Origin of the sequence: Ktedonobacter robiniae (assembly GCF_016587375.1) — a bacterium.
Taxonomy (GTDB): domain Bacteria; phylum Chloroflexota; class Ktedonobacteria; order Ktedonobacterales; family Ktedonobacteraceae; genus Ktedonobacter; species Ktedonobacter robiniae.
Genome location: NZ_BNJG01000002.1, coordinates 756,365 through 781,381, shown reverse-complemented (window position 1 = coordinate 781,381; position 25,017 = coordinate 756,365). Strand labels below are relative to the sequence as shown.

20 protein-coding genes and 4 pseudogenes are annotated in these 25,017 nt (G+C 52.6%); 18 read left to right on the top strand and 6 right to left on the bottom strand.

The features are described from left to right. Nucleotides 1-51 precede the first annotated feature (51 nt). The 8 genes and pseudogenes from JMJ04_RS24015 to JMJ04_RS46830 all read left to right on the top strand — a co-directional run. The gene (locus JMJ04_RS24015) at nt 52-1,119 is read left to right on the top strand and encodes an ABC transporter permease (RefSeq protein WP_201372958.1); all 1,068 of its coding nucleotides are present in this window, start codon (nt 52-54) and stop codon (nt 1,117-1,119) included. Next, nucleotides 1,116-2,012: an ATP-binding cassette domain-containing protein gene (locus JMJ04_RS24010; RefSeq protein ID WP_201372957.1), complete on the top strand. Its 897-nt coding sequence runs from the start codon at nt 1,116-1,118 to the stop codon at nt 2,010-2,012. The genes JMJ04_RS24015 and JMJ04_RS24010 overlap by 4 nt, the downstream gene beginning before the upstream one ends. After that, nucleotides 2,009-3,487, top strand: coding sequence for a CoA-acylating methylmalonate-semialdehyde dehydrogenase (locus JMJ04_RS24005; protein WP_201372956.1), 1,479 nt, complete (start codon nt 2,009-2,011; stop codon nt 3,485-3,487). The genes JMJ04_RS24010 and JMJ04_RS24005 overlap by 4 nt, the downstream gene beginning before the upstream one ends. A gap of 27 nt (nt 3,488-3,514) precedes the next feature. Next, on the top strand, nt 3,515-4,438 hold the full coding sequence (locus JMJ04_RS24000; protein WP_201372955.1) for a TIM barrel protein: 924 nt from the start codon (nt 3,515-3,517) through the stop codon (nt 4,436-4,438). Nucleotides 4,439-4,456: 18 nt separating this feature from the next. Further along, the gene (iolG, locus tag JMJ04_RS23995) at nt 4,457-5,476 is read left to right on the top strand and encodes an inositol 2-dehydrogenase (RefSeq protein WP_201372954.1); all 1,020 of its coding nucleotides are present in this window, start codon (nt 4,457-4,459) and stop codon (nt 5,474-5,476) included. Between the two features lie 11 nt (nt 5,477-5,487). After that, nucleotides 5,488-6,501, top strand: a complete 1,014-nt coding sequence (locus tag JMJ04_RS23990) for a tagatose 1,6-diphosphate aldolase (protein WP_201372953.1) — start codon at nt 5,488-5,490, stop codon at nt 6,499-6,501. Nucleotides 6,502-6,981: 480 nt separating this feature from the next. Next, nucleotides 6,982-8,733: a peptide ABC transporter substrate-binding protein gene (locus tag JMJ04_RS23985; protein ID WP_201372952.1), complete on the top strand. Its 1,752-nt coding sequence runs from the start codon at nt 6,982-6,984 to the stop codon at nt 8,731-8,733. A 461-nt stretch (nt 8,734-9,194) separates the two neighbouring features. After that, a pseudogene (locus JMJ04_RS46830) lies at nt 9,195-9,462 on the top strand (IS6 family transposase); the annotation flags it as partial. 129 nt (nt 9,463-9,591) lie between these two features. Here the strand turns inward: JMJ04_RS46830 and JMJ04_RS23980 are convergent. The 5 genes and pseudogenes from JMJ04_RS23980 to JMJ04_RS23960 all read right to left on the bottom strand — a co-directional run. Then, nucleotides 9,592-9,942 (bottom strand): annotated as a pseudogene (locus tag JMJ04_RS23980) (IS3 family transposase); the annotation flags it as partial. Nucleotides 9,943-10,022: 80 nt separating this feature from the next. Next, nucleotides 10,023-10,499, bottom strand: coding sequence for a VOC family protein (locus JMJ04_RS23975; RefSeq protein WP_201372950.1), 477 nt, complete (start codon nt 10,497-10,499; stop codon nt 10,023-10,025). 80 nt (nt 10,500-10,579) lie between these two features. Beyond that, nucleotides 10,580-11,599 (bottom strand): aldo/keto reductase, encoded by a 1,020-nt coding sequence (locus JMJ04_RS23970; protein WP_201372949.1) that lies wholly within the window; start codon nt 11,597-11,599, stop codon nt 10,580-10,582. Between the two features lie 238 nt (nt 11,600-11,837). Continuing rightward, nucleotides 11,838-12,590 (bottom strand): helix-turn-helix transcriptional regulator, encoded by a 753-nt coding sequence (locus JMJ04_RS23965; protein WP_201372948.1) that lies wholly within the window; start codon nt 12,588-12,590, stop codon nt 11,838-11,840. After that, a complete protein-coding gene (locus JMJ04_RS23960; protein ID WP_201372947.1) occupies nt 12,550-12,801 on the bottom strand; it encodes a hypothetical protein in 252 nt (83 codons plus the stop codon). Before JMJ04_RS23960 ends, JMJ04_RS23965 begins: the two co-directional genes overlap by 41 nt. Before the next feature lie 753 nt (nt 12,802-13,554). On the opposite strand from JMJ04_RS23960, the gene JMJ04_RS23955 reads away from it, so the two are divergent. From JMJ04_RS23955 to JMJ04_RS23925, 8 genes and pseudogenes are all read left to right on the top strand, one after another. Next, nucleotides 13,555-13,770 carry a hypothetical protein gene (locus JMJ04_RS23955; RefSeq protein WP_201372946.1) on the top strand — a complete coding sequence of 72 codons (216 nt, stop codon included), beginning with the start codon at nt 13,555-13,557 and terminating at the stop codon, nt 13,768-13,770. Between the two features lie 1,156 nt (nt 13,771-14,926). Continuing rightward, nucleotides 14,927-15,835: an ISL3 family transposase gene (locus JMJ04_RS23950; protein WP_201372945.1), complete on the top strand. Its 909-nt coding sequence runs from the start codon at nt 14,927-14,929 to the stop codon at nt 15,833-15,835. A gap of 29 nt (nt 15,836-15,864) precedes the next feature. Beyond that, nucleotides 15,865-16,311, top strand: coding sequence for a transposase (locus tag JMJ04_RS23945; RefSeq protein WP_201372944.1), 447 nt, complete (start codon nt 15,865-15,867; stop codon nt 16,309-16,311). A 12-nt stretch (nt 16,312-16,323) separates the two neighbouring features. After that, nucleotides 16,324-16,536: pseudogene (locus JMJ04_RS49495) on the top strand (transposase); the annotation flags it as partial. A gap of 265 nt (nt 16,537-16,801) precedes the next feature. Beyond that, complete coding sequence (locus JMJ04_RS23935; protein WP_201372943.1) at nt 16,802-17,176, top strand: nuclear transport factor 2 family protein; 375 nt, start codon at nt 16,802-16,804, stop codon at nt 17,174-17,176. Between the two features lie 816 nt (nt 17,177-17,992). Continuing rightward, nucleotides 17,993-18,139 (top strand): annotated as a pseudogene (locus JMJ04_RS48840) (IS6 family transposase); the annotation flags it as partial. Between the two features lie 367 nt (nt 18,140-18,506). Continuing rightward, nucleotides 18,507-19,382: a 5'-3' exonuclease gene (locus tag JMJ04_RS23930; protein WP_201372942.1), complete on the top strand. Its 876-nt coding sequence runs from the start codon at nt 18,507-18,509 to the stop codon at nt 19,380-19,382. A gap of 518 nt (nt 19,383-19,900) precedes the next feature. Continuing rightward, nucleotides 19,901-20,842, top strand: coding sequence for a TIGR03621 family F420-dependent LLM class oxidoreductase (locus JMJ04_RS23925; RefSeq protein ID WP_201372941.1), 942 nt, complete (start codon nt 19,901-19,903; stop codon nt 20,840-20,842). A 178-nt stretch (nt 20,843-21,020) separates the two neighbouring features. Here JMJ04_RS23925 and JMJ04_RS23920 read toward each other — a convergent pair whose 3' ends face one another. Next, on the bottom strand, nt 21,021-22,085 hold the full coding sequence (locus JMJ04_RS23920; protein WP_201372940.1) for a LacI family DNA-binding transcriptional regulator: 1,065 nt from the start codon (nt 22,083-22,085) through the stop codon (nt 21,021-21,023). Between the two features lie 429 nt (nt 22,086-22,514). On the opposite strand from JMJ04_RS23920, the gene JMJ04_RS23915 reads away from it, so the two are divergent. Next, nucleotides 22,515-23,978 carry an ABC transporter substrate-binding protein gene (locus tag JMJ04_RS23915; protein ID WP_201372939.1) on the top strand — a complete coding sequence of 488 codons (1,464 nt, stop codon included), beginning with the start codon at nt 22,515-22,517 and terminating at the stop codon, nt 23,976-23,978. An 85-nt stretch (nt 23,979-24,063) separates the two neighbouring features. Further along, nucleotides 24,064-25,011 (top strand): carbohydrate ABC transporter permease, encoded by a 948-nt coding sequence (locus JMJ04_RS23910; RefSeq protein WP_201372938.1) that lies wholly within the window; start codon nt 24,064-24,066, stop codon nt 25,009-25,011. Nucleotides 25,012-25,017: the final 6 nt, after the last annotated feature.

Here is a 25,017-nt window from a genome sequence, read left to right as displayed (position 1 = left end):
TGGTTGGAGCCAGGCGCATTGGCTCCAACCATACCATTTGGGAGGAAACATATGCGTGTATCTCGAGGGGCCGCGAGCAAGCGCGAGGTCAATACTGATGAACGTGTCATGCGCGTGAGTGTATGGCGTAAGTTACTGGTTCGCCCTGAAATGGGAGCCATTGGAGGCTCAATTGCTGTCTGGATCTTCTTCGCTATTATCGCTGGCGATAGCGGGTTTCTCACTCTGGCAGGCACGGCAAACTATCTGACTGTATCTGCTGAATTAGGCATTCTGGCTGTTCCCGTTGCGCTCCTTATGATAGGCGGAGAGTTTGACCTTTCAATCGGTTCCATTATCGGTGTTTCTGGCATGGTCGTCACGATCTTATCGGTGCAGTTGGGGTGGAATATCTGGTTCGCTATTCTGGTCGCTATGCTGCTCGCCTTACTGGTGGGATTTCTCAATGGGTACCTGGTGCTGCGTACCGGCCTGCCCTCGTTCATCGTGACCCTGGCAACTCAGTTTATCCTGCGCGGGACAACGATAGGCGTCACACGTGCGTTGACAGGGCTTACCCAGGTAGGTGGCTTGAACCAGACCGCGGGCTATCAACTGGCCAGGGTCGTCTTCGACAGCAGCATTACGATTGGCGATGCTCAGTTCCCAGTATCTATTCTCTGGTGGCTGGCAATCACGGCGATAGCAACATGGGTGCTGCTGGGTACTCCATTCGGCAACTGGATCTTCGGCGTTGGAGGCGATGCTCAGGCAGCGCGTAACGTAGGGGTACCAGTCAGGCGCGTAAAGATCCTCCTCTTTATAGGAACGGCTCTTGCTGCCTGCTTGCTGGCAGTTATTCAAGCAGTTCACGCGACCGGAGCTGACGTCCTGCGCGGACAGAATCAAGAATTTCTCACAATTATTGCCGTGGTCGTTGGTGGCACACTCTTGACCGGCGGTTATGGCTCGGCAATCGGCTCCGCCTTTGGGGCATTGATCTACGGTATTGTGGGCCAGGGCATTTTCTTCGCGGGTGTGGATGCCGACTGGAATAGCGTAGTGCTTGGTTTACTGCTTTTGCTGGCAGTGTTGCTCAACCGCTATGTGCGCAAATATGCAATGGAGGTGCGTCGATGAAGGCAAACGATACTCCTTTGCTCGAAGTGCAAAATGTCTCAAAGTACTTTAGCAGTGTCATCGCGCTAAAAGGCGTCTCCATGAGTGTACGTGCTGGCGAGGTCATGTGTCTGCTTGGCGATAATGGTGCAGGGAAATCGACACTGATCAAAATCCTCTCAGGTGTGCATCAACCAAGCGATGGGCATTATCTGGTAAGGGGCAAAGAGGTTCATTTCAATTCGCCGCGAGATGCCCTCAACGCGGGTATCGCGACTGTATTCCAGGACCTGGCGATGATCCCGATGATGAGTATTTCGCGCAACTTTTTCCTTGGCTCGGAGCCGACGCGAGGCTGGGGACCCTTCAAGCGCTTTGATGCGGCTCGCGCCGATGACCTGACACGCGACGAATTGGCGAAGATGGGTATCTATATACGCGATACGAGCCAGCCTGTAGGTTCGCTCTCTGGTGGAGAGCGCCAATCCATCGCTATTGCGCGTGCTGTTTACTTTGGAGCCAGGGTTTTGATTCTGGATGAGCCTACGGCGGCACTGGGCGTCAAGGAAGCTGGCGTGGTATTACGCTACATTGCCCAGGCGCGTGCGCGTGGACTGGGAGTGATCTTTATCACGCATAACCCTCACCACGCCTATCCGATCGGTGACCGTTTTACCCTGCTCAACCGTGGACGCAGCCAGGGAACGTTCACAAAAGCCGAAATCAGCAGGAATGAGGTCGTTTCTATGATGGCAGGTGGTGAAGAACTGGAGGAACTGAGTCACGAACTGGCTGAGTTCGCGCGTATCGACGCCGGAGCTGGCGAAAAACTAGCGGAGGCTGCGCAAGAATTTGAGGCCGAGCTTGAAACGCTACATCATCAACACCCTACTAGGGATGGAGGACAGGTATGACACAGCATCGTCAACTTATGAACTATATTGGCGGCCAGTGGACACACTCGCGAGCCGCTGAATATCTCCCAGTACGCAATCCTGCGACAGATGAGCTCCTGGCGCATGTGCCCCTTTCACCTGCTGACGAGGTAGATACGGCCGTACAGGCTGCCCAGGCCGCCTTTGACGGTTGGCGACGTACACCCCCAACCGAGCGCATCCAATACCTCTTTAAGTTCAAGCAGCTTCTGGAAGAGCATTCCGAAGAGATTGCCCATTTGACCACGCAGGAGTGTGGTAAAACGCTGGCGGAAGCTCAGGGTGAACTCTTGCGCGGCATCGAGAATGTTGAGGTCGCGACAGGCATTCCCTCTTTGATGATGGGCTATAACCTTGAGGATATCGCCTCTGGCATTGATGAGCATATGTTTCGTCAGCCAGTCGGAGTGGTGGCCGCCATAACACCTTTCAATTTTCCCGGTATGATCCCGCTCTGGTTCCTACCCTATGCTATCGCCTGCGGTAACTGCTTTATCCTCAAACCATCGGAGAAAGTGCCACTGACGATGGCGCGCGTCTTCGAACTGATTGACCAACTTGGCCTGCCAACGGGGGTCGTGAGCCTGGTCAATGGCGGCAAAGAGGCCGTTGACGCGCTGCTCGATCATTCGTTGGTACGCGCTATTTCGTTTGTGGGTTCCTCGCCTGTGGCAAAGTATGTCTATAGCAGGGCGGCAGCCAATGGAAAACGCGCTCAATGCCAGGGAGGCGCGAAGAATACCGTTATTGTGCTTCCCGATGCCGATATGGAGATGACTACACGTATCGTTGCCGACTCATCGTTTGGCTGCGCCGGGCAACGCTGCCTGGCTACCTCGGTCGCGATTACGGTGGGCGAAGCCCGGACAGAGTTTCGCGAACGCCTAACAGACGCGGCAGTGCAACGCAAAGTAGGATCTGGCCTGGATTCAGAGGTTGAGATGGGGCCAGTCATTACCCCTGAGAGCAAGCAACGTATCGAGTCGCTTATCGCGAAGGGCGCTCGGGAGGGCGCGGAACTGCTTGTAGATGGGCGCAATACACAGGTCAAAGGCTATGAGCGCGGGTATTTCGTACGCCCGACACTACTTGATAATCTCGCGCCGCAAAGTGAGCTTGCGCGTACCGAGATATTTGGGCCTGTCCTCAGCCTGATACATGTTCAGGATATCGATGCCGCCATCGAGCTGATCAATGCCTCTCCGTTTGGAAACATGGCCTGCCTGTTTACAAGTAGCGGCGCCGCGGCCCGTAAGTTCCGCTATGAGGTGCGTGTGGGCAATATCGGTATCAATGTGGGCGTAGCAGCCCCGATGGCTTTCTTCCCTTTCACGGGTTGGAAGGATAGCTTTTTCGGCGATATGCACGCTCAGGGGCGCGATGCCATTGAGTTCTATACCGAGAAGAAGGTCGTAGTTGAGCGTTGGCCTTGCGAGTGGTCACGCAAGTTCTAGAGTTCTAGAAACGTGAGAGGGACGAAGATGCGTATTGCTAACGCCCCCTGTTCGTGGGGAGCACTCGAATTTGACGATGTGAAGGGCGAAGGTATCACCTACGGGCGAATGCTTGATGAACTGCGTGATACAGGCTACGTTGGGACCGAACTTGGCGATTGGGGCTTTATGCCCACTGTTCCCGCACAATTGCAATTAGAGTTGAAGCGACGCAACCTGAGTATGGTGGGTGCGTTTGTACCGGTGGCGCTGAAAGATGCGCGTATGCATGCCGTTGGAGAAGCCGAGGCGCTCAAGGTCGCCCGCCTGCTGTCCGCCATGGCCGAGGAGGAAGATCAGTCGCCCTTCCTTATTCTCGCTGATGCCAATGGAACAGAGCCGGAGCGTACTCACAATGCGGGGCATGTCACAAACGAGATGGGGTTGAGCGCGGCGCAATGGACTACCTTCGCCCGTGGAGCTGAACGCATTGCGCGCAGGGTACGTGAGGAGACTGGCATGCCAACAGCTTTCCATCATCATTGTGCTGGCTACGTCGAGACACCACAGGAGATTGAGCGCTTGTTGGATATGACTGATCCCGAACTCTTAGGGTTAGTCTTTGATACCGGGCATTACCTCTATGGTTCAGGGGACATCGATGGCCAGAGGGTATTGGAAGGGCTTGAGCGCTTTGGGAAGCGTATTCAGCACGTCCACTTTAAAGATTGTCATCCTCTGGTTGCCCGGCAAGCGCGCTCCGAAGGTTGGGATTATTTTACGGCAGTGAGCAATGGGGTATTTTGCGAACTGGGGCAGGGCAGCGTCCCATTTGAGGTGGTGCGCGACTGGCTACACGGACGCGGCTATGATGGCTGGATTGTCGTTGAGCAGGACGTTCTGCCTGGTATGGGGAGTCCTAAAGAGAGCGCTCAGCGCAATCGGGCCTATCTGAAGGCAATCGGGCTGTAATAGAGGAAGAGGAGCCTTATGTCAGTAGACACCTTGACGGTCGGCCTGATTGGTGCCGGGCGTATTGGTTTATTACACGCTCAACATTTGGCCAGACACATTCCGATGGCTAGCCTGCTCATGGTTGCCGACGCGAACGAGGAGGCCGCCAGGGAATGCGCCCGGCGCTTTGCGATACCCTATGCCACACAGAATTACCAGGCGATACTGGAAAATCCAGATATTCAAGCCGTAGTGATCTGCTCGCCAACGGATACGCATGCTCGTATGATTCAAGAGGCGGCGCAGGCTGGCAAACATATTTTTTGTGAGAAGCCTATCGCCCTCGATCTTCCCTCCATAGATCAGGCTGTCGCAGTAGTAGCGTCTGCCGGAGTGAAATTACAGATTGGCTTTAATCGACGCTTTGACGCGAACTATCGTCGTGTGCGACAGGCCCTGGAGCGTCAGGAAATCGGTCGCCCTCAGATCCTCAACATCACCAGCCGCGACCCAGGGCCGCCGCCGCTGGCCTATATTCGGGTCTCAGGTGGTCTCTTTCTTGACATGATGATCCACGATTTTGACATGGCTCGCTTCCTGATTGATAGCGAGGTTGAGGAAGTTTTCACCATGGCGGGTGTCATGCACGATCCTGCGCTTGGAGAGGTGGGCGATGTGGATACGGCGGTGGTCATGTTGCGCTTTGCCAATGGCGCCATTGCCACAATTAATAATAGCCGCTACGCTTCCTACGGCTATGACCAGCGTGTAGAGTTGCTGGGAAGTAGCGGTGCAATTAGTATTGATAATAAGTATGCCAATACGGCCATTATCAGCGATGGGCAGAGCATTCGGCGCGACCTTCCGTTACATTTCTTCCTCGAACGCTATAACGAGAGTTTCTTGTTGGAGATGACGGCCTTTGTCGATTCTGTATTGCACGACCAACCTGTGCCCGTCAACGAGCAAGATGGGCGCGCCCCGGTGGTCCTGGCTCTGGCGGCACGCCGCTCGCTGGATGAACGACGACCCATTTCTATTGATAAAATGAGATAAGGGGATGCGCAATGACAGTGAGAATGAGCAAAGGCAAATTCGAGGGACTCAACGCCTGCGCTAATGAGTACGGTTGTATTGCCGCGCTGGCAGTTGACCACCGCCAGAATCTCTTGCAAGCCATTGCGACAGCGCGCGGAGCGGAGGCAACGGCACATGATATGCAAGCCTTCAAAGGAGCGGTAGCAAAGGTTTTATCCCCATATGCCAGCGCTATACTCTTAGATCCAGAGTATAGCCTGATGCATGATCCTCAGGATAAGGCTATAATGCTGGCCTATGAAAAGTCGAGCTACGATAACAGCACAGGAGATCGGCTGCCTGATCTCCTGCTGGAGTGGAGCGTACGTCGTCTCGTCGAGGCCGGAGCCAGGGCTATCAAAATTCTTCTTTACTATAACCCATTCGACAAAGAGCGGATCAATGCCATCAAGCAGGCCTATGTTGAGCGCATTGGTGCCGAATGCATCGCGCTAGATATACCCTTTTTTCTTGAGCCGCTAGTATACGATAACGCAATAGGGGACGAGAAGGGGCTGGAGTTTGCGAAGAAGAAGCCCCTCTATGTTGCGCGTACCATGGAGGAGTTTTCACAGCCTCGCTATGGTGTGGACGTGCTCAAGGTCGAATTGCCAATAAACCCTATCTTTGTGGCGCAAACGCGCGCCTTTGCTGGCGGTCAGGCAGCCTATACACGCCAGGAAGCGTTAATGCACTTACGGAAGACCGCCGATGCAACGAAGCTGCCATTTATCTACTTGAGCGCGGGTATCAATAACGAGGTGTTCTGCGAAATGTTGGAATTGGCCGCCGAAGCGGGAGCGAAATTTGCGGGTGTGCTGTGTGGGCGAGCCACCTGGCAGCAGAGCATTCAGGTATTTGCGCGAGAAGGTGTGAAAGCGTTGGAGTACTGGTTAGCGGAGCATGGCGCTCAAAATATCCAGGCGCTTAATAGGGTGCTGACCACCCATGCTAGCGCCTGGTGGGACACGTATGGTGGGAAAGGCAATATCGAGATCACATAGCTTCGTGTTACATTCCGACCAACACGCTTTGCGCAAAAATTGCGTAACATCTTCTGATATTACTTCTCGTACCCGCTGTGTTTGTTATCTGGAAAGCAGTGTGGAGGTTCATGTATGCTGCAAGGCACACACGAACCTCCACACTGCTTTTCTCTATAGAATACACCATCCACTTCTGTGTCTCTTCCTGTTGTGCTATTGCCAGAGCCGAAACGTTCTCTTGCCATCTTTCCGCACCAATCAACGCGAATGTAGCAGCATAGCGTTATGCAGAAATCAGCATTATTAACAACTCGTTTTCACAAGACATGCATGTTTTTGAAACGATAAAATAAGGAAAGGCATACAGTAATTTGTAGTGCTTTCCATGTTTTTGGACATGTTTGGATTGCTTTCTCAGATTGTAAGCACAAGTATTCGCATGGGCGACCTTACGACATGTCATTCTCTCTATAGCACAAAGAACAGGAGAATGTATTTATGCGATCTGGCACGAAATTTGTGAAGGGCATTCTTCCAACGTTTTTCTGTCTGCTCACGCTCCTGCTCGTAGGCTGTGGTGGTGCACAGCAAGGGGCTGTATCAACGACCAGGGCCGACGATAGTAAGCAAGTCTTCATCTGGCCTAGCAGTGGTAATGATCTCAAGACGATTGACCCCGCGCTCTCGACTGATGGGGGCTCTATTGCCGCTATCGACCTGGTGTTCACTGGTCTGCTCCAGCTTGATAATAAGTTGCAGATACACGATCAGCTCGCGGCCTCACACTCCGTTTCGTCTGATGGCCTCATCTGGACTTTTAAGTTGCGCCCCAACCTCAAGTTTAGCGATGGTACCCCATTGACCTCTGCCGATGTCGCGTATAGCATTGATCGCGCCCTCCAGCCCAGGGTAAAGTCTGCCGTGGCTCTGACCTATATGGGGCTGATTAAAGGCGCGCCAGAACTGGCTGCGGGCAAAGTGAAGACCATCATTGGTGATGGCATTCTTACGCCTGATCCTGATACGGTGGTGATTATTACGACTCAAAAGGCATCTTATTTCCTGGAAGAACTGACGTATTCGTGCTCGTACGTGATAGAAAAGGGCATGATTGAGAAGTATGGCGACCTGAACTTTGTAGACCATCTCAGCCAGGGTATTGGCGGGGCCGGTCCGTTTATGGTTTCCAAGTACGAGCATGGAAAGGCTATCGAGTTTGTCCCTAATCCGCACTACTATGGTCCCAAGCCGCAGTTGAAGAAGATTGTCATTCCCTTCTATAAACAGGCGGATACGATCTATAAGGCCTATCAGACGGGGCAGGTCGACCAGAGTAATGTTCCCTCTGCGCATATAGATGCCGCGAAAGCCTTGCCCGAGGGGCAATTCCATTCCATTCCCCAGTTGTGGATTACGTATTATGGGATGAATTATCTCGTTAAACCGTTTAACAACATTAAGATTCGCCAGGCTTTTGCTTTAGCTATCAATAAAGAAACACTGGCGCATAATACGTATAAAGACAAGGTTATCGCGACAAATCATATTGTCCCACAGGGGATGCCGGGCTACGATGCGGACCTCACGGGACCGGCTGGCGTTAAGAGTCCCGCGGGTGATCCGAAACTCGCGAAACAGTTGCTTGAGGAGGGCATGAAGGATGAGGGCTATACCGCCTCGACGTTCCCATCGGTGACTTTCACGGTCGCGACCAATGGTAGCTCCGATACACGCAATGAGCTCCAGGCCGTCCAGCAGATGTGGCAGAGTGTGCTGGGTATCTCGGTGAAACTCAATGATATTGACTACGGAAAGCTGCTAAGCGATGTTCCGGCGGCGCTGAATAACCCCAATGGTGTGCAGATGTTTGCCCTGGGCTGGGTCGCCGACTATCCTGATCCGCAGGACTGGCTGACACTGCAGTTCGATAAGGGATCACCCAACAACGTAGTTAACTACGGACAGAATCATTCTGCTAACGCATCTCAGCAGCAAGAGACGCAGAAGTTAATGGAGCAGGCTGATAGCACTCAGGATCAAGCGCAGCGGATGAAACTGTACAATCAGGCGGAGCAGCAGCTTGTCAACGATGTGGTATGGCTGCCGACTGTCCAGGTAGGAAGCGTGATTGTGCGTAAACCATGTGTGGTTGGTATTGCGGATAACGCGCAGAGCATGATTCCACCCGACGATTGGACAAACATCTATATCTCGACAGCGACCCCATGCGCCGATACAAGTCAATATTAAACGTTCGCTGTTAGAGATGAGCATAAACATGGATGCCGACTCGCTGTTTTTAGCTTCGAGTTGGCATCCATGTTTGCCTGGTTAGATGTAAATTTGCGAATTAAGTGGGCGGATTGTTAAAAATTTTGATGATTAAATGGGAGAGCAAGCAATCAATATGAATCGGCTTACAGAGAGATCTCGAAACGTCGCCTTGATGGGGAGCAAAAATTTTGTGCTCTGCTGCCCGTTCTACCGCCCATTTAATTGTCAAGATTTAGTCAGAATCCGCCCACTTAATTCGCAAATTTACACTCTAAGGAACACCTTCATTACGACACTGCCTGCCTGTCTGCCTCCTTCCTGACTCCTCTCTCACCTTAGAGAGGAGTCAGGCATTCCCCTGACACTTCAACACCAGGAGTCTTCCCTTGGTATTGTCAACTTGCTGAGCGTCTCCAATTTCTGGTAGACTGACAGTCATGAAAACACAAGCACTTCCATCCCTCTTCAAAGGCTTTCGTTTCCCAGCTGAGATTATTGGCCATTGCATTTGGTTGTACTTCCGCTTCTCCTTGAGTTTCCGTGATGTTGAAGAGATTCTGGCTGAGCGCGGGGTTGTGGTAACCTACGGAGACCATCAGGCAGTGGTGTCTAAAATTTGGCCAAGTGTATGCCAATCAACTGAAACGTCTTCGCCCAAAAACGGGAGATACGTGGCACTTAGATGAAGTGTATCTCAAGATTAATAGGATATTCAGGCTGTCTCTCTTGCCAGAATGTCTGCTTCATTGCTATATTCAAGTGGATCTCATCGATACAACACCATACCATTATGATGGGCTTGCAGGACTTTTGGGGAGAGAAGAAACTGGGAAACTAGCGTCTCTGTTGTTCAAATTCCACCGGACTCACATACGCGAGGGTGGAATGTCGGCGAACCCGATTGTAAAAACATTCCAAATATTCAAAGATCGTTTGTCTGGCTTCGAGCCTCGTGGCGAACCGCGTGCGATCCACACACTCGCCTTTGAGGGTGCTGAAAAAGCTTTCCATGGCCGCATTGTCGTAACAATCTCCCGTGCGACTCATGCTGACCACGATGCCTCGTTCGAGCAGCTTGCCAAGGTAGCCGTGACTGGTGTAGGGGCTGCCTTGGTCAGAGTGCAAGAGCATTTCGGCAGGCGGATTGCGGCGCAGCAAGGCCATCGAAAGTGCCTGGCTGACCAACTCTACTGAGCATCTCAATGAGAAGACAAGTGTGCGCCCTAAAACGTGACCGCTCTTCTCATTGAGATCATAAGCAACCTTTATGCTTGACCACCGAATATACTGGCTGCGATACGTGCAATCTCTTCGGAAGGAACATCTCGTAGATGTTGCGCGAGGTTCCAACGATAGCCAAACGGATCAAGGATTTGCCCATGCAGGTCGCCCCAGAATTGTTCTTGCAATGGCTGTAAGATCACAGCCCCCGCATCTATTGCGCGTTGCCAGAGCGCTTCGACCTTCTTTGTTGTGAGGTGGAGAACAACTGGCGTTCCCCCGATTGCTAAGAGCGAGAAAATACCCGCATCGAGAAACTCATCAGCCAGCATCACCGCTGAGTTTCCAAACCATAACTCAATTTGCATAAACTTACCACCCGGAACAGGAACTCGCCCCCGTTCTTCGGCCCCCAGGACCTCTTTATACCATTCAGCGGCTTTCCCTGCGTCTCGTACAACGATATGGGGTGTGAGGGTGTCTATCCTTTCGGTAGTGGCTTGTATCTCTGCTTGTGTCACAATCATGCTCCTTTCTGCTTCAAGACGCGCAATGCCTCGTTCTGCGCGTGTGAATGTCATACGCCCGTCAACAAATCTCTTTATAAGCGCCCATCAACGAGTTGCCCCTTATCTCCATAGATCCAAGGTGCGGTGGCATTGATAAAATTGGTAGGAAAACCAGGGTCAAATTCCGTGGCGGTATTCAGGTGGGTCATCAGTTCTGGGGGAATTTCAACTGTGAGCGCCCCTAGATTCTCCACCAACTGCTCATGTCTGCGTGCTCCAAGGATAGGGTGAATGGCCCGTGAACGGCTGCGTATCCAGGCAATAGCTACTTGAGCGGGAGTAACGCCAAGCTGATATGCCACATCTTGAACCACGCGGACAACGGTATGGGCACGTTCGCTGATCGCAGTGGGTGCTAAACGTGTTCGCCCTTCAACGCCTCCAGCGCGCGTAAATTTCCCTGAAAGCACACCATCGGCGAGCGGTCCCCAGGTGGCGACACTCATTCCACATGCCTCAGCCATAGGCAATAACTCGCGCTCGATGTCGCGTTTGAGGAGGTGATAGGGAACCTGCAAAGCGGCAAACGGGCTCCAACCGCGCCATTCGGCAAGTGTGTTAGCACGTGAAACAATCCAGGCTGGCGCGTCCGAAATACCCACGTAGAGGATTTTTCCTGCTCGTACAGCATCATCAAGAGCACGCAGAGTTTCCTCAATGGGAGTATGATGATCCCAAATATGCACCCAGTAGAGATCAATGTAGTCGGTACGTAAGCGCTTCAAGCTGCTCTCAAGGGAGTGCATAAGATTCTTGCGGTGATTGCCAGCGGCATTAGGGTCTTCACGGTCGCGTGTCACTGTGTATTTACTTGCAAGCACAAAGCGATCTCTGCGCCCTTCGAGTAGCGCTCCAACAAAGCGCTCGCTTTCGCCGTTTCTATAATTGATGGCTGTATCAATTACATTGCCGCCAGCCTCAGCGTAAGTGTTTAGCATCCGGCGGGATTCCTCTAGTGAGGCGCCCGGCCCTGATTCCTCGCCAAAGGTCATCGCGCCAAGAAAGACTTCTGAGACGCGCAAACCACTTGTTCCTAAAAGTCGGTATCTCATTACAATGGTTTCCTTCTTCTCTCTGCTTCTCGTCATGCACCAGGAATATGCTCTGCTAAGCAGTGAACCGTAAGATGTTCACTTTTGTTCTTGCTTATGCAGAGTATAGAGAAAAGCGGTGTGCTCGTTGGTAGCCGAAAGAATACCTCTTGAGGTGTAAATGTCCCAAAGGTTGGGGGTGGAAGTATAATAATCCTGAAGAAGTAGAGCAGGAGAAGGGATGCCGATGTTGATTGTGCTAGAGGAGCCTGGAATCGCGAGCACGAGCAATGGCCTGTATGCGATTCTCAGCTCCTAGTTTATTCAATAGATTCGTGACATGCTTCTTCACCGTTGCCAATGCAATGACAAGCTCATTAGCAATATCCTGGTTGGTGGCTCCCTGTGCCAGTAGATGTAACACCTCTTGTTCACGTGCGGTGAGAGTGGCAAGAGATGACCTGGAAAATGAGCTAGGAGGGTGGCCCACAAGGATGTGCTGACCATTCATCTGTTGCTCGAAGGCCAAGAGGAGCGCCTTAAGAGCATCGAGAGGGATCTGGATGTGTTGCTGCTTCAGTGGCGCATCAATTTCACACAGAATCTTCTGAAGCACCTGTTGCATAGGATCGCCTATATCCAGATAGACACGGAGGTAGTCTGCTGGCTCGGCCAATTGGAGCAGATGGAGCGCGCACTCTTGTGCTCGCGCAAACTCGCCGGAAGTCTGCCACACGAGGACTTGTAGCGCCAGGATATGTATCAAGTTCCATGTATCCTGGTTTCGCTCCACATGGAGAAGCAATGAAGTCAGCAGTTCGTGAGCGTCGTTATCTTTCTCTGTCGCTAAATAGACCTGTATGAGAGGCAGCATGAAATGTTCAATGGACGCCGGATCGGTGTAGAATGCGCGGCTCTGTGGATCAAGGTCGCAGTAAGCCACCCAGCGTTTTGCCGCGTCTAGCTTGCCCTCAGAAAGCCAGAGGCGGGTCTGAGCGAACCCTAAGCACACACGATGCCACCTCCACGACCCCTGTTGGCTGAGGAGAGTAGAGCATGGTCAACGCTGTTTCGCCTGGTTCTAGCTGACGCTGTGAAGCGACGCCAGAATGCACACGTAGGGCCGCGATGATATAGGCCCAAAAATGGGCCGGGTCATTATCCCGTTCATCAGACGTGCCAGGCTCCCTCTGCGACAGATACTTGCCCTTTTTCGCTCTCACATGCCCGCCTGCTCGCAACCAGCAAAAAAAGAGCGGTTCGCAACAACTCGCTCTTTCACGCTCAATACTATGGATGAAACTCTTTGCTCGCGGGGGAATAGCAATAGTATATAGCAACGCTTCTGCCCCGGTCTAGCTCCCCAGGACCTATCACGCACCTCCTGCTCCTCTCTCCCGAAACAACGACACAACATTCTCGGCAGGAAGCTCCGCTGCGCCATCACGTGACCGAGCACTAGCCTCAATCTTTCGCTGCAAACGCCTTCGCTCGGCGCGGTGTACACCCGCGTCTGCGGGTTCTTCCGGTCAATGATCGCTGCCGGATCCACCAACCCCAGATACCGCGCATGTTTGGAGGCTTGCAACAACATCTCCCAGGCCTCGTTGGCATTCGTATATGGCTTGCCATTTGGCAAATGGATCGCCGGTACCTGGCTCAAGAGCTGATAATGGGCCCGTCTCAGATGTACACCCCGCTCATATCCCAGACGCCCCCCCACAGCGCAGTAAACCATTCTGCTTTCAGGACAACGTTGACATGCTTTCACGACCTCCCCCGGTCCTTTCCCTCTCCCTGACGCTTCCCTGTCCTCCCTTCGGCACGTTGCGCATTCCAGACACGATCATTGCGGGAAATGAGCAATAAATTTCCTCGCTCGCACGGATCGCAGCCACTATACTTTGAACAAGGCCTGTTGCATTTCTATCGTGTGAAAGAGAGGTTTTCATGAACAAGCTTGTAGTGCTTGCCCTGTGGGGGCAATCCTTCTCGGTGGCTTGGGCTTCTGGGCCAGTGGCAATCATACCGCGGCAGCCACCGCTTCCCCTGCGGACGTTCAAGCCACGCGCATCGCCTTTGTCACGAGCGGGGTGGTCCCAAGTGCAGTGGTCCCAACTGCTGCCCGACAGACCGCCCAGCCACCTACCAGGCTGCGCAGTTACATCCCTCCTCTCTATTGGCGCCTATGATGCCAACACTTCAATCCGCTCTTCGCCCATGAGAGGAGGGTCATCATCAAAGCTATCACTCGCCAAGATGGAATCTGGACTCCAACATCTTTGTCATGCTGCGTCTGGTCTGCCATTTCCCATGCACCCTCAGCCTCGATTGGCTCAGCCCAACCGGACACCCAAAACGTGGCTTTGGCGAATCCCTGTCAAGAGCGCTGTGATTTTTTGCATGTGTGATTTGACACTGGTTTCGTCCTCGATATCGAATCATAATGCATATGAGAGGTCAGGAGCAAATACGCGAATTGCTTTTCATCAGAGGAATGTCATTTCATGTGAATCTCCCGTGCGGTATTAAAAGTGTAGCCTAGCAGGTCAAGGCCAAGACGAGCACGCCCCAACTCCTCCACGCTCATCCTGCGCGGCCTTGACCTGCTAGGCTCTGTAAAGGGTAACCCGCACGGAGGGGACGCGGAGCGGGCTGCGGCAGACGGCAGAGAGGGACACGCTGAGGATGACTCGCACGGTCGTCGAGAGGAGAAACAATGGGGACCGTTTGGCGGCTCCAGCAGGAGGGCCTTCCCCCTCTCACAGAACGATCAGCATCCTGTGGTGGGTGGAGAGGCCAGGACTCGTGGATGTGGCCTGCCCAGTTACACACGAAAAGTTGTACTGGCCTTCATTCAAACGCGTATGAAGGATTTTACACACATCCCCCAATTATGGTTTAAAGGTTGACTCATATCCTGTCTAAGGTTCTGCGAGTCCTTTCCTGAAGAGAGCTAATCTTCAGTACCTCTCCACCGAGAACACGTTTGGGAATGATTTCAGGGTTCAAGCTCTGCTACTTTCACCTTTCGTGTGTATCCTGTCCTACGACCTGCCTGAGAAGCGGCTTGAGAGAAACCGCTTGAGCAGGAAATGCTGATCTTTTGACGCATATACGTCACATTGGTCCAATTTAGGAACTATAAAGTGTCCTTTGGCCCATTGCAGAGAGTCTCCCTTTGTGAGAGGACGAAATGCTCTTGTTTTTCGGACTCGCGTTCTCAGATATGCGTCAAACGGGACATCTTATGACTCTTACGCAACCTCGCTGATCATAAATGTGATAAAATAGAAGGTACAATCTTCCCTGCCTTCATTACCCATTTCGCTTCTTCGAGTGTCTCCCATGGTGATTTTCCCAGATCTTTCTGACGGAATGGTAGAGCAGGTTCAGGTCGCCGATGAGATCACGGTGACGCTGCGATCTGCTTCCCAAACAGCCGCTTGTCCGTGTTGCGGTATGGTGGCCAAACGGGTGCAAAGTCGTTACATCCGTCATTTACATGACCTTCCCAGCAGCGAACGAGCTGTTCATTTGCTGGTAGAAGTCCGTCGCTTCTTTTGCCCAAAAAAGACGTGTCAGCGCAAAATCTTTGCGGAGAGGTTTCCTTTCTTGGCACTTCCCCATGCCCAGCGGACGATCCGGCTGCAGCAAACACTGCAGATGCTCGGATTTGCTCTGGGAGGGCAGGCTGGCGCACGCGTCAGTAAACAGCTTCATCTCAAAGCCAGCCGCGATACAATCTTGCGTCTGGTGCGCCAACGTGATTTGCCAGCCCCAGAGCCTCCACGAGTCGTTGGAGTGGACGAGTGGGCGTGGAAGCGCAGACTGCGTTACGGAACCCTCCTATGCGATCTCGAACGGCGGATACCTCTGGACATCCTTCCCGATCGCAGAGTAGAAACCGTTGCAGCATGGTTCAAGAGGCACCCCAGCATTGAAGTGATCAGCCGCGACCGCTCCGCTGAGTTTGCCGCAGCTGCGTCTCAAGGGGCACCTCAGGCCATACAAGTCGCCGACCGCTGGCATCTTGGCAAGAATCTGTCAGAGACGCTCACAGCGGTCCTGGCCCAGTGCCAAGCGGAGCAGAGACGAGCAAACCGAGCAAATGGGCACCAGGAGGAGCCGCTGCGAGAACCTTCCCAAGAGCGCTCGGCCTATCGATCAGAAGAGAGGAACAAGCGCGGCTGGCTCGAAAAGCAGAGCGGGAGCAACGGTATGAACTGGTTCGCACGCTTCATCTGCAGGGTCTGAAGACGAGTGACATTGCCAAGCACGTCGGAATGGGGGAACGAACTGTTCGAGATTGGCTGGCTCACGGCAGCTATCCTGAGCCGAAACGTCGGCGACGACGACCCAGCCTGGTCGATCGCTATGAACGCGAGGTTCTCAAACGATGGGAGCAAGGAAACCACAACGGCGCGTCTTTGTATCGGGAACTGCGTGCCCAAGGCTATCGTGGCTCGCAAAAAGCTCTCTATCGCTATCTCGCGCGCTTACGCGCGCCTCGTCAAAGATCACTCATGCTGGAGAAAGAGCAGGTGCCTGCTGGACCGCTGGAGCGTTTATCAGCTGGGCGTATCACCCGGCTTTTTCTGCGGAAATCGGTGGATCTCAGTCAGGAGGAGCAGGAGGAATTATTCCAGATCAGACAAGCTAGCCCGGAGATTGAGGCTGCTTATCAGTTGGTTCAGACGTTTCTCCAGATGCTGCGGGAGCGCACCGGTTAGCACCTGGAGACATGGCTAAAAGCGGCAGAAACGAGCCACATCCCAGAATTCGAGTCATTTGCTGCCGGGGTGCGACAGGACCAGAACGCAATCCTTGCTGGTCTCACATTACCGTGGAGTAGCGGTCAGACTGAGGGGCAAATCACACGACTCAAGTTGCTCAAACGAAGCATGTATGGTCGGGCAAAGTTTGACCTGCTCCGACTTCGCGTCCTCCATCGTGCCGAAGATAACCCGAAGGTGGACAAAACCACGAGAAAAGTGCATCATCGACAACAAGATCCCGCAACCGTGCCGAGAAGCGGAGAAAAAACCGTAAACTCTCAGCATACCACCGCTGTGATCAGCGAGGTTGCGTAAGAGTCCATCTTATGGGTAAAAAGTATGCTATGAGCATGGGTTTCCTCTTTACTTCTTTGCTTTGAGTATTTATCCTTGAGGAAGGGGACAGACAGACAAGTGTTGTTAGCCCGAATGAAAGGAGAGAGAAGTGAACCACTCCCTTGAGGAAATTGTGCATGCTGAGAAGCAGCTTCAACAGGCAATGGTGAACAATGATGTGCAAGCCCTTGAACGACTAATACATGATGATCTGGTGTTTATTGATGTCGAGGGAAATGTACAGGGAAAACGCGATGATATCGAAAGTCATGCGTCTGGTGCTGTTGTTCAGACAGCAGTGGAGTTTGTCGAAGAACCAGTTATGCAATTCTATGGAGAAAGCGCAATTGTTGCAGTAAAAGCTCATGTAAAGGTGCGATTGCAGGGAAAACCTCTTGAGGCTTTCTGCCGCTATCTGCGTGTATGGCTGTTTCAGGATGAGCGCTGGCAAATTATCTCAGGAGCTGTACGTATCATCTCTTGATGACGACTCATATCATCTGTTTTCTTCAGAACGAAGTGCTTCTGCTGGAAAAGTTCCTCTTTGCTCAGCCGCATACACAGGCTTTTCTGGCAGATGAACTACAACACGGTTTTGACCGATAAACCGTCTGACTTGTCATTGACCCATGTATCCTGTCCTGTGGGGACAAACTGGCTGGCAACATCGAGATTGGGCCTTTTCCGATGAGTTGCCCGAATACCCATCCCTCTTTTTTCCATTCTGTTTGAGCTTGTGGGAACGAACGAAGGCTGATCTGTTCCCTGTCCCTCTTTCTCTCTTTGCCCTTACACACAACTCGGCATGGCGTCTGAAGGTTCGTTGCTCTTTGGCCATGATCTGCTTTCTCCTTTGTGGTTCTCTTTTGTCTCTTACTCCCTCCACAAAGGTGGGCCATGGTCAATCTCCTCCTGCATAGTCTCTTACATCCCAGCTTTAAACCACCCAGAGGGCAATGCGCCTTCGTAAGCTTGCCCGCTCGCGTACCATCGCTCGTCTGCAGAAAACGCTGGAAGAGTATCTGTTGTTCTTCAGAGGCTGAAGAAGCCTATTCAGCTATAACGGAAAAGCGTATAGTTCCATCATATCCATCGTCCCAACTCCCTGACCAGTCACACAGACCGTAGGTGATTTTCACCGTCACAAAGGTCTCTTTGATCGAGTCGATTTCGACATCGACTTGGAGCCGCCCTAAATGGTGGTCTTTTTGGTTCGAAAACTGCACCTCAAAGCCATTGAGAACCGCCACTGCATGTGAACAGGGTTGCTGAATGACAAGATTTCCCTATCCTGTTGTAGTCCGCACACTTCTGTAGGGCATTTGACGAGGTACGCCAGTGCTTCCGGTTTCGCACCACTATAAACCAATCGGTGTCTTTAGCACAACAACGCGAGTTGTTCCTCCGACGACTCGACAACTTGCAGACGCTGGTTGTGGCAACCTAACACCGAAGGTTGGCGGACAAGAACCCCAATAACCTTGGATTGCTTTCTGTGTTCTCAATTCTGACACATCCGTCTGGAGAGAGACTCCTGAGCCTACAACGGCCCGCAACGTTATACAGATTTCTCCCGCTCAATGTTGGGATTTACAACGTGAAGATGATGGTAGCCAGAGCGGCGCAGCTCGTCCAGATGAGAACAACGGATGTGTCTTTCGTGATAAGATAAACGACGAAGACAGCAATGTATGCACCGATCATCCAGATCGTTAAAAGTATACAGATGACATCATTTATCTTGCCCTATGGTGATGTCTATTTTCGCAGAGGCTGGACAATTCTGAAATTATGGGAGGAGCACCAGATATTCTATGAAAATCTACCTAGTGGATGGTACCTATGAGCTGTTTCGCAGCCACTTTGGCGCGCCGCCGCGCAAGGCACCAGATGGGCGCGAGGTCGGCGCAACGCTGGGCCTTTTACGCAGCCTGCTGATGCTCTTGACTACGCCTGGCATCACCCACGTGGCCTGCGCGTTCGATCACGTGATCGAGTCCTTCCGTAACGACCAGTACCCCAGCTACAAGACCGGCGCGGGCGTTGACTCCAACCTGATCGCCCAGTTCCCGCTGGCCGAAGAGGCTGTTTCCGCGCTTGGGCTGGTGGTCTGGTCGATGGTGGAGTTCGAGGCCGACGATGCCCTGTCCAGCGCGACCGCCCGTTTCAAGAACGAAGCTGGGATCGAACAGATCGTGATCTGCTCGCCGGATAAGGATCTGGCCCAGCTGGTCTCTGGAAGCCGTATCGTTGGCTGGGACCGCCGCCGCGATATTCTCATCGATGAGGCGGGCGTGGTGGAGAAATTTGGCGTGCGCCCGCAGTCGATCCCCGACTGGCTGGGGCTGGTGGGCGATGCGGCCGACGGCTTCCCCGGCATCCCGGGCTGGGGTGAAAAATCCGCGGCAGCCGTGCTTGCAAAATACGAGCACCTCGAGGCGATCCCTGCAGATCCGCAAACCTGGGGTTTGAGCGCCAGCCGCGCGGCGCGCCTGGCTGAGAGCCTGGCACAGCACTGGGCTGAGGCGCTGCTTTTCCGCAAACTGGCTACGCTGCGCGAGGATGTGCCATTGAAGGAAACGCTCGCCGATCTGGAATGGCAGGGCGCCTACGAGCGGCTGAAAGATGTCTGCCACCGGCTGGGCGATGAAAAGTTCCCCAGGCGTGTTCCGAGGTGGCGCGAGAGATGAATTTGGCACCTTCAAGCAGGGGTAGCGCTACGCTGGCTTTTTAGCCATTTGCGTGGGAAACGCACCCACATTCGGCCGCGAGCGCTCGTATCTACAAACTACCAGCGCATAGCCATGCCCGGCCTTCCGCTCCGCGCTGTGGAACTAGCCACCCTCTGGGAGCGAGATCCCTAAGCACTGGCAGGCTGTGTGCAGTGATTGAGAGCGGTAGTCGTAGAGACCACGTGGCTCGCCATGGACGACGGCGTATTAACGTTCCCTTACTATAGCATGGCTGCTCAAGCCTGACAAATTGACACCGTTCCGACAGATTCTTTACCACAAAGCGTCGAAGAGAAAGCCGTACTGGAAATGATCGAGGCTGAACCCAACCCATTTAACGAGACGAAAAACGGGACACAAGCTGAACCTGAGATAGAGACTGTTCTGGCAAACAGCCATGATTTATGACAAAATTTTAACAGGCAGACAAAATTGTCGATGAACATAGCCGTATCAAAGGAATCAGGAGAAGATACATGCCACAAGTACGACCGTTTCGCTTTGGCATCATTACAGATGGCGCCCCTACCCGCGAAGAATGGATCACACGGGCACGAGAGGCCGAAGATCTGGGCTACTCTACCCTCTTACAGCCAGATCACTTTACCAACGAGTTTTTCCCTCTGGCCTCCCTCATGGCAGCCGCGGACGCGACGAAAACCTTGAGAATTGGCACGCTGGTCTATAACAACGATCTTCGTCACCCGGTCCTTCTCGCGAAAGAGGTAGCGGCGCTGGATATGCTCTCCGGTGGACGTTTTGAACTGGGCATTGGAGCGGGCTGGAATCGACCGGAATACGACCAGGTTGGTGTGCCCTTTGAACGTGCCGGACTACGCATTGAACGCCTGGAAGAAGCCTTAAAGATTATTAAACAAAGCTTCAGCGATGAAACCGTCAATTTCACCGGCAAACACTATACCGTGACCGATCTCAACGTGACGCCAAAACCCATTCAGCGTCCTCACCCGCCGATCGTCATGGGTGGTGGTGGCAAAAAACTCCTGAGCCTGGCCGCGCGCGAAGCCAATGTTATTGGTCTGCACATCAAGGTGAATGATAATGGCACAGTCGATGCCACAGAAAATATTGAGGATACCCTGACCGAAAAAGTCGGGTGGATTCGCGAGGCCGCGGGCGAGCGTTTTTCGTCCATCGAGTTGAATATTCTTATCTCCGGCTTGGCCCTGGCACAAAATCAGCAGGAGGCCGCGGAACAATATATCCGCGAAAGAGAACTGACAGACGCCACGGTTGAGCAGGTGCTTGCCAATCCTTACGTCATGCTCGGAACCACCGAACAAATAGTCGAGCATATCCAGCTCTGGCGCGAGCGCCTGGGCGTCTCATATCTTGTTATCCGCGCCGAGTATATGCGTGACTTCGCGCCGGTTGTGGCCCAATTGGCAGGGAAGTAAACGGGTAGTGTTGCAAAAAATTTAAAACTCAGCAAATTGAAGCGCACTCGAACATCTCTCACCAGGAAAAGATGCAGAACACGCACCTTTTCTCGGCGGCAATGATTCTTGTGCCGTCATTGCCCGCTCCATTTTCTCAGCTCAAATTTTTTTGCAACACTACCTGACGAAACCTATTTCAGGTGAGGTCAGTGAGTATGTCACGCACCGGGCGTGCTTGCGAGGAAGCACGCACCAGAAGTTGATGTTGTAGGATAATTTCTTGCCTGGAGAGGTTGGGTTGCCGTAGATTTTGCAGCAAGCGAAGGGCCGCCGTTCTCCCCAATTCATAGGCAGGCTGGGTGACCGTTGTGATGGAGATCAGATCAGGAATAGCCCAGCGCACCTCGTCGAAGCCTACAATGGCGATATCTGCTGGCACACGTTTCTGGCTGGCATAGAGGGCACGTAAAGCTCCCACGGTGATACGATTGTTTGCTGTCAGGACGGCTTCTAGCGGAGGATCTACTTGCAGCAAACGTTGTATCCCACGCTCACCAGTCTCTTCTCTAAATGGTCCCCGGTACTTCAGTGAATCATCATATACGATACCCGCTTCCTGCAATGCCTGATGATAGCCAAGTATACGTTCGTTGGCGGTCGTAACGGATCGTGGGCCAGTAATGATGCCAATGCGGCGATATCCATTGCCTATCAGATGAGCCGTAGCCTCTTTGGCTGCCAAAGCGTTGTTGACGAGAACGGCATCAATGGAGGAATCATGCACACGCCTATCTACTGTCACGATAGGGATATTGCGTCCCTGGAGTATGGTGAGTGCGTCCAATCGCTCTCTTGAAGGCACAATGATTGCACCGGCGACTGACTCGGCTGCCAGAATCTTGATATATTGCGCCTCTTTCTGAGGATCTTCAGTGGTATTACAAATGACAAGGAGATAACCATTTTCCTGGGAGACCTCCTCAACACCGCGCATAAGGTCCATAAAAAAGGGGTTCTGAATATCGGAGACGAGCAATCCTAAAAGCGCTGAACGGCTACCGGCCAATGCGCGAGCGGCCCTATTCGGTTCATACTTGAGCGCCTCTATGGCAGTGTGTACCCGCTCTGCGAGTTGAGGATCAACGGTATTGGAGCCGTTGAGGACCCGGGAAACGGTTGCCATCGATACACTTGCCTGTTTTGCGACTTCGCGGATTGTGACAGGTTTGTGCGATTGTGAGTCATGTTTTGTATCTGCCATAAGTGTCAGCGACTCCTCCCCAAGTATCTGTGTGTCGTGTTGTTGTGCTTTGTCGAGCTGCAGTATTGCTTCTGGCCCTGCACGTGGAAAGTAAGCGCTCTCTAGAAATATCTTCTTCGGAAAGAAATCCCTCATATTGTTGATAGGGATATCATAGCGTATTTCCGACATTTATGCAAGTTTACTGAAGCTTTTACGGCAGAACAGTTGAAAGCTTGACAAATCCATGAGTGTAGTTTACTCTTGTTGAGAAAGCGTTTTCTCGTAATGGCCATCTCCAACAATGGTGACATATTCCCTGAAGGCAGGGAAGTGGTTTCCTATAAGGGCGTAGTAGCTGTCCCGGGCCATCGTTCATAAGTCGATGGTGTAGGGAGAAGTATGACACCAGAGGGCCAATGGCTGGCCTTTTCATGGAGGAAACAACAGATGGACCAACAAAGGAGTGTGGAGACCTGGATGCGCGAACTGGAGCAAAAGTTCGCGGAACGTGGCTATAGTCGGCGCGATTTCGTCAAAGTTGCTGGCGCGCTTAGCCTCTCAGGCGTGCTCGTTGCATGCGGTGATGTCAGGCCACAAACCCAGCAGGGAAAGCAGGCGGGCAACACCAATTCCATTTACTCTATCCGTGATGCCGATGGACTTCAGTGGCCTAAGACGGCGGTTCCTGAACCCACTTCCCCGGTACAATTGAGTGTTTCTCATGCCTGGGATGCTACCTTCATGGCTCGTCAACAGCAGTTCGATCAACTCTTCACCAAACGCCACCCGAATATTACGATCAATGCCGAGAATACCCCCTGGAATAACTACCTGCAGAAGTACCTGGCTCAGGCAGCAGGAGGGACCTTGCCTGATATCATGTACACCCACTATAGCTGGATTCAGCAGTTCATCACCCAGGGTATTCCTCTCTCGCTCAACACCTACATCGCGAAGCAGCCCGACTTCAATATGGCTGACTTCACCAAACCATCGATGGGTTTCTACAAGCAAAAAGGGCAATTGTACGCCGTTGCCTATGACTGCGGTCCCGTTGTGCTTTTCTACAACAAAGACCTATTTGATAAAGCAGGGATGAAGTATCCAGATGCCAGTTGGACTCTTGACACCCTCAAGCAAGCTGCTATCAAGCTCACGAGTGGTGACTCCCACAACAGAATCTATGGCCTGGCCTCCCTGCCCACCCCGGCTTCTGCTAACATCGCACCTCCCTTCCTGTTCCCCTTTGGCGCTCGGTATGTCAATGAGGATCAAACAAAGTCTCTCATCGATCAGCCTGAAGCGATTGAGGCCATGCAGTGGTGGATGGAAATCCAACTCAAGCATAATGCTGCACCCGGTCTGGCTGAACAACAGGCAATGCAGCAGCAACAAACCGACGAGTTTACTGCTGGTAGAGCCGCTATGGCCTACAATGGCTCCTGGATCACCCCTGGCCTGCGCCAAAATGCCAGCTTCAAATGGGATATCGCACCCTGTCCAAAGGGACCGAAAGCGCAATCAACCTCTGCCGAGGGCAGCGGATACCTGATCAGTAAGAGCGGCCAGCATAATGATGCGGCCTGGATCTATCTGAACGAGTATCTCTCTTCAGTAGGGCAGCAGTTTATGTGGGGTATGACGGGACGAGGCAGTCCCGCACGCTCTTCGGCCTGGGATTCCTATCTCAAATCCTCCTTCGCGCCTTCAGGGGCGAAAAATATCCTTGATGCCCTCAATAACTACGGGTCGAACGAAGTGCTCTACCTGCCTGCCACGCCAAAGGTCGTGAATGCCGCACAGCCAATCTGGGACCGCGTCGTGAATGGACAATTAGGCGTTGCCGATGGGTTGAAGCAGGTGAAGCAGCAGATCGACCCCTTACTGGCACAAAATGCTGGCTTGCGCTAACAATTCCTGACATACAGATGAGCGGCTGTTGTTCTATCAGTTCACTCATCTGTATGGATATGCAAAGTAAAGAGGAGAACAGATTATGCAACTCTTTATGAGGCGTACCGGGCAAGCAGCGAGCCATGCGCGTAGGAGGAAGCTTAGCAAGGTGGAGTTGCGTGAAGAGAGGCAGTTTTATCTCTTCATTTTGCCATGGATCATTGGCTTCATCCTTTTTGGAGGCGGTCCTATTATCGCCTCGGGCGTGATTAGCCTTACGAACTGGTCGCTGCTCTCGAATCCACAGTGGATTGGCCTGCAGAACTATGTGCAGTTGTTTCAGGATCCGCTGTTCTACCTGACGCTCAGAAATACCTTGTACTTTGGTATCGGGAGCGTCTTGCTCACCGTTGTCGTATCCTTTGCCCTGGCCCTGCTCTTAAATCAGAAGGTGAAGGGGATTTCGGTTTTTCGTACCGTATTCTATCTGCCTTCGGTCGTTTCTGGAATTGCAACTGCTCTGTTGTGGATTAACATCCTGCACCCTGATTTCGGGATGGTCAACTACCTGCTAGGCCTGTTTGGTATTCAGGGGCCTGGATGGCTCTACTCTGAAGACTGGACGATTCCTGCTTTGATCATTATGAGTGCCTGGGGTGCTGGCAATACCATGGTCATCTACCTGGCAGGTTTACAGAGCATTCCATCCTATATGTATGAGGCGGCTTCGATTGATGGGGCGGGTCACTGGTCAAAATTCTGGAATGTGACGGTCCCTATGATGTCACCAGTCATCTTCTTCAACCTGGTGACTGGCTTCATTACATCGTTGCAAGCCTTTGTGCTGATCCTGGTGATGACCAATGGAGGGCCTGCTAATGCCTCGCTGGTCTATGGACTCTACATCTATCGCCAGGCATTCCAGTACTTCAATATGGGCTATGCCTCGGCACTCGCGTGGATTCTCTTTGTCTTGATCATTATCATTACCTTCATTCAGTTTGCTCTGGCTGGGCGCTGGGTCTATTATGAAGGGGGAGTACGAAAGTAGGTAGCT

Bases quoted from the DNA above. Each gene is read 5' to 3' on its own strand.
- JMJ04_RS23990 (WP_201372953.1), top strand. From the start codon at position 5,488: ATGACAGTGAGAATGAGCAAAGGCAAATTCGAGGGACTCAACGCCTGC.
- JMJ04_RS24015 (WP_201372958.1), top strand. From the start codon at position 52: ATGCGTGTATCTCGAGGGGCCGCGAGCAAGCGCGAGGTCAATACTGAT.
- JMJ04_RS23945 (WP_201372944.1), top strand. From the start codon at position 15,865: ATGGGGGAACGAACTGTTCGAGATTGGCTGGCTCACGGCAGCTATCCT.
- iolG (WP_201372954.1), top strand. From the start codon at position 4,457: ATGTCAGTAGACACCTTGACGGTCGGCCTGATTGGTGCCGGGCGTATT.
- JMJ04_RS23985 (WP_201372952.1), top strand. From the start codon at position 6,982: ATGCGATCTGGCACGAAATTTGTGAAGGGCATTCTTCCAACGTTTTTC.
- JMJ04_RS23925 (WP_201372941.1), top strand. From the start codon at position 19,901: ATGCCACAAGTACGACCGTTTCGCTTTGGCATCATTACAGATGGCGCC.
- JMJ04_RS24010 (WP_201372957.1), top strand. From the start codon at position 1,116: ATGAAGGCAAACGATACTCCTTTGCTCGAAGTGCAAAATGTCTCAAAG.
- JMJ04_RS23950 (WP_201372945.1), top strand. From the start codon at position 14,927: ATGGTGATTTTCCCAGATCTTTCTGACGGAATGGTAGAGCAGGTTCAG.
- JMJ04_RS23930 (WP_201372942.1), top strand. From the start codon at position 18,507: ATGAAAATCTACCTAGTGGATGGTACCTATGAGCTGTTTCGCAGCCAC.
- JMJ04_RS24000 (WP_201372955.1), top strand. From the start codon at position 3,515: ATGCGTATTGCTAACGCCCCCTGTTCGTGGGGAGCACTCGAATTTGAC.
- JMJ04_RS23920 (WP_201372940.1), bottom strand. From the start codon at position 22,085: ATGGCAGATACAAAACATGACTCACAATCGCACAAACCTGTCACAATC.
- JMJ04_RS23970 (WP_201372949.1), bottom strand. From the start codon at position 11,599: ATGAGATACCGACTTTTAGGAACAAGTGGTTTGCGCGTCTCAGAAGTC.
- JMJ04_RS23910 (WP_201372938.1), top strand. From the start codon at position 24,064: ATGCAACTCTTTATGAGGCGTACCGGGCAAGCAGCGAGCCATGCGCGT.
- JMJ04_RS24005 (WP_201372956.1), top strand. From the start codon at position 2,009: ATGACACAGCATCGTCAACTTATGAACTATATTGGCGGCCAGTGGACA.
- JMJ04_RS23915 (WP_201372939.1), top strand. From the start codon at position 22,515: ATGGACCAACAAAGGAGTGTGGAGACCTGGATGCGCGAACTGGAGCAA.